The sequence below is a fragment of the Psychromonas aquimarina ATCC BAA-1526 genome, from assembly GCF_000428725.1.
In the GTDB taxonomy this organism is placed as follows: Bacteria; Pseudomonadota; Gammaproteobacteria; order Enterobacterales; family Psychromonadaceae; genus Psychromonas; species Psychromonas aquimarina.
The window spans coordinates 1-4305 of sequence record NZ_AUAM01000095.1 but is presented as its reverse complement, the minus strand read 5'-3'; the positions used below and the strand labels follow the sequence as shown (position 1 = coordinate 4305).

Annotated in this window: 3 protein-coding genes; 2 read left to right on the top strand and 1 reads right to left on the bottom strand. The window is 39.7% G+C overall.

Features of this window, described 5'->3' with window-relative positions; genetic code table 11:
- Positions 1-1043 precede the first annotated feature (1043 nt).
- Together G337_RS0118685 and tnpB are read left to right on the top strand one after the other, a co-directional pair.
- Positions 1044-1613: a hypothetical protein gene (locus G337_RS0118685; RefSeq protein ID WP_028865226.1), complete on the top strand. Its 570-nt coding sequence runs from the start codon at positions 1044-1046 to the stop codon at positions 1611-1613.
- 692 nt (positions 1614-2305) lie between these two features.
- A complete protein-coding gene (gene tnpB / locus G337_RS26710) occupies positions 2306-2581 on the top strand; it encodes an IS66 family insertion sequence element accessory protein TnpB (protein WP_051303398.1) in 276 nt (91 codons plus the stop codon).
- A 50-nt stretch (positions 2582-2631) separates the two neighbouring features.
- Here tnpB and G337_RS26705 read toward each other — a convergent pair.
- The coding region (locus tag G337_RS26705; protein ID WP_037028054.1) for an HD-GYP domain-containing protein at positions 2632-4305 on the bottom strand (1674 nt) is incomplete at its 5' end.

The following is a 4305-nucleotide window of genomic DNA, read 5'->3' as shown; positions in this document are numbered from 1 at the left end:
AACGGGGCGCGCATCTGTCAAGGTGCTATGGCAAGGATGGTTTAAATTACAAACCATCCTTGAAGGTTATGAGCTAGCGAAGTCTCTTGAATCTGGCTTGTGATCAAGAGACAGCTAAATAGCCCGTTTGTTGGTTAGTTAATAATAATGGTGAGTAATGAACACACCGCACATCCAAATGTTAATGCTTTCATTAAAACAATCGGCTCAATTTCCAGTTGAATTAATATCTTAATAAGATTCTCCTTAATTTATGTTGTTATCCATCTAATGGGTAGGTCATTGTCAGTATGCACATCTAAATTAGGTTCTGTGGTGATTAAAAAGCTATCTGTAGGGGTAGTTAGTCTTCATTTCTGTTTCACAGTGTGAAACAAACGATCTTCAAATTCATTTCCCATTTGATATAAAAAACACCAATAAACTGAATTTAGCCTAAATTTGGTCTTTTTGGGGTTTAGTGTTAAAATAATTATGTTGATGTGAAATTACTGTCTGTATTTTTTATAACTACAAACAGACAGGTTTTGCATTAACGTCTTTGGAGTCCTTACGGTGATAACTAACGTAAGACGCTCCTTATAGGTAAATAACCAAGGAGATAAGTTATGCATGTAGAAACCATTAGTTTTTTAAAAAAGAACGCGGCGAATCTGCCCTTGAAAGAACCGTTGATAATTAGGGGTTTTGCGCCCATCCCCTCGGAATTGCTAATAGGTTAGTTTATAAAGTCTTGTTGTCGGCCGATAATATTGTTTGCTCATAATGTGATAACTCCAGCTATGTTTTTCGTGCTTTATATAGGACTATAATAAAAGATCAATATTTTGTGTTTTAGTAGTAATTTTCAATGTTATGTTTACCACATAATTTGAGGTCGCAAGGTTTATCAAATAGCTTACGTGTTTACCATTATTAAAAAACAGTATAAATTTTTATTACTACAAAAGTTATGCGTTTTATAAGTGTTTTGTCGCCGTATAGATTTTAGCGGAAACAATGTTTCACTGGGTTGGGAAATATCTTATCCGCATGTTTCATATATGAAAACAGGATTATCAAATACAGGGAGTGGTACCACAGTTACATTGCTAGATCATCCCAATGGAGAGAAACTGGTAACCTTTTGTGATAATGCCGACCCACAAACGTCCGTCTATGTTTATAAAGGGCGAGAAAGATCCTCACCGCTCTTGGTTGGGAGCCAAACACTTTTTCAAGCTATGAGAAGTACAACTGAAACTTCCATGATTGGTTATGGAAATAGAATTGCTGTTTCTTCTAATTTTGGGCATACAAGGGATAGTAGCGGTGAAATCATTGAAAGTGTCTCCAACGAATCTGGGATCACTTGCCTCGAGGTCAATGAGGCTTGTGACGATATTTCCATTATATGGGAGGTAGAACAGCCTATAAATACCATTTTTGGAATACCTCAGCTCGCACGAGAAAATGGCGTTATCTATAGTTGCTCCATGAAATGGCACATTGATACAACTGAAAGCCTTGACCAGCCTGCCGGATATGAGAATTATGTTACTGCATATGATTCATGGAATGGACGTATCAAGGGTTTTGCGCCCATCCCCTCGAAATCGGCATTAGGCGCATGATATTGTCAAGTTAGGTTTAAAGAACGCCTTAATTGCAGTGTAAATAATTGAGATAGTGAGCCTAAATTGACACTTTTACAGACTCAAACTTACGTCCCCCCCTAAATTAACGCAACTATTAGAGATCCTTCCATAGCCCCGTCACATAAGGCCAATCAGGAGATAAGGTTAATATCGAGGGGATGGGCGCTCCCCTTAGAGTAACTTTTCGTACCATTGGATTTCATTGCGTACCCTTAAAAGAATAGGCTGTCTAATATCTTTGTCGAGAATAAAAATAACATTTCAGATGAGAAACCCGAAGACATCTCTAAGTATTGAAGAGCTAAATGAGTTCAGTCGTGCCTTTACGCTCTTCAAGCGTAAAGCTTAGGTGATTCATTGATAGCATTTAGAAATACATTGGGTCAGCTCTCCGAAAATATGTAGATAAAAGACAAAACTATTGCACTATCTCAATATTATGCACCTAGCCAAATCAAAACAGCATTAAACATTGCGGGGTCAACATTCCACAACTGGTGTTAAACGAGCAACCTCCGTCAATGAACCTGGTGAATTCACTGCTGTCTCAGATGAGTTTAAAGCTACCCCTGATGAGCTGAATATGACGCTCACTTGTAAAAATGGTAACAACTTACCGGCTCTATCTCGCCAGAGTTATTTACTGTTATCACGGGAGCACTGCGGGTATGATATTACTGACCGCAAATACCTCTATTTTACTGGCTGTTCAACCCGCCGACTTTCGTTGCGGTATTGACGGATTTGCAGCTATTTGTCATCGACAACTCGCCCAAGATCCACGTTCTGGTACATTGTTTGTCTTTATCAACCGTAACAAAACCATGCTCCGAGCATTAAATTATGACGGTATGGTTTTTTGGTTAATGACCAAGCGTTTATCAAAGGGAAAAATTTCCTTGCCAACCGCAAAGGAAGCAGTTACACCTATGCAGGCCACATAAAATATTATGTAACTCACAATATTGAACTAATTACACTGGATCTAGACGATTTACAAATAAGAAGAGATCTTGACCTCATCAATCTGTTCATCTTTTAGATGTTTTGCCGCGTATTTCAAATAGACGCCGGAGCTCAAAAAAAGTTCAAAAAGGTCAGGGTCAATCTGTCCGTCATTTTTCATACTGTTCAATATCTTAATTGCCTCAGATAATTTTTTGGCTTTTCTATACGGTCTGTCCGGTGCAGTCAATGCTTCAAAAACATCAGCTATCATCATGATCCGTGAAGGTACTGAGAGCTCTTTTTTATTTAATTTTCTGGGATAACCTGTCCCTGCCATTGTCTCATGATGTGTTCCGGCGTATTCGGGGACCCGTCTGAGATTTTCCGGAAGCGGAAGTGACTCCAGCATTTTGATCGACATAATTACATGTTCATTAATTATAAATCGTTCTTCTGTCGTAAGCGTTCCTTTTGCTATACAGAGGTTATAGATTTCACCATAATTAAACAGATACTGTGGCACATCTACTTTAAAACCCAAACGCCTGTATTCATCAAAATCAAAATGTTCCCGCTTTAAAATATGTTTTGGGTTGTCACTTAGAAGGTTTTCCTGAACCGGAAGGTTCAGCTTGTCCTTAATAGCAAATCGGACTGATTCTTCTTTGGAAAGACCGACACGGTCATCAAAATGTCTTAACCATGTACGCGATGCAATAGCCATCACCCGCTCCTGTTTGTCCGGGGTTATGAACTCGCCGCCAATGTTGCATTCGCCGATAAAGGCAAAGTCCTCCGTTAGCTCTTTGTGAGCCTCAACCATCAACGCTCTTGATTCGCTCTCGTCTGCTCCCTTCAACAGGCGTTCATAATGTTCAATCTGCACATCGCGCCAAATTACTTCAAATCTCGTGCGCACCTCATGGATTCGATTGAAGATAGTTTCCAGTTTTGTTGCCTTGTCCACAACATACTCGGGTGTAGTCACTTTGCCGCAGTCGTGTAGCCAGGCGCCAACAAACAATTCTCGCCATTCATTTTCTGTCTGCAGAGTAAACTCTTTAAAGGGACCTTCATTTGTGGAGTTCGCCTCTTTAGCCAGCATTTTGACCAATTCCGGCACCCTTGAACAGTGGCCGCCGGTATATTTAGATTTGCAGTCAATTGCTCCGGCAACAAGCTTTATAAAGCCGTCCATCAGCTTTTGTTGGCCCTTCTGGTATGCTTTTATATCTTCAGCCATAGAAACGAGGGAAGATGAAAGCTCCGCCAGCTCTTTAATTCTTGTCGGTACATTTACTACATTATCAAATTTTCTTAAGCGCACCTTTTCATTTTCATTCATTAAGATGCGAATCGGATTTACGATTAAATTGGCGCTATACATTATTAATGGAACAGAGAGTAACAGAAGCATTATCGCTGCATATATTGAAAACCATACTACCTCCAGATACGGATCCGTCAGTATATGGGCGGGTACGACAATACCAAACTGCTCAGTTACACCGAGATCTGAGTCCATATAGGTAGTAAACGCCAGATACTCTCTTCCCTCTTTCTGATACGAGATCACACGCCCCCGTTTTTCATTCGTAAGATTTAATAAAGGTACGGGAACCATTGAAACTTGTTTTCTGCTTATATCTCCGGCCTTATCATACCATTTATTTTCCAAAGCCTGTATTTCCTGAGTTGTCAATGAGGACAGTGCCTTATT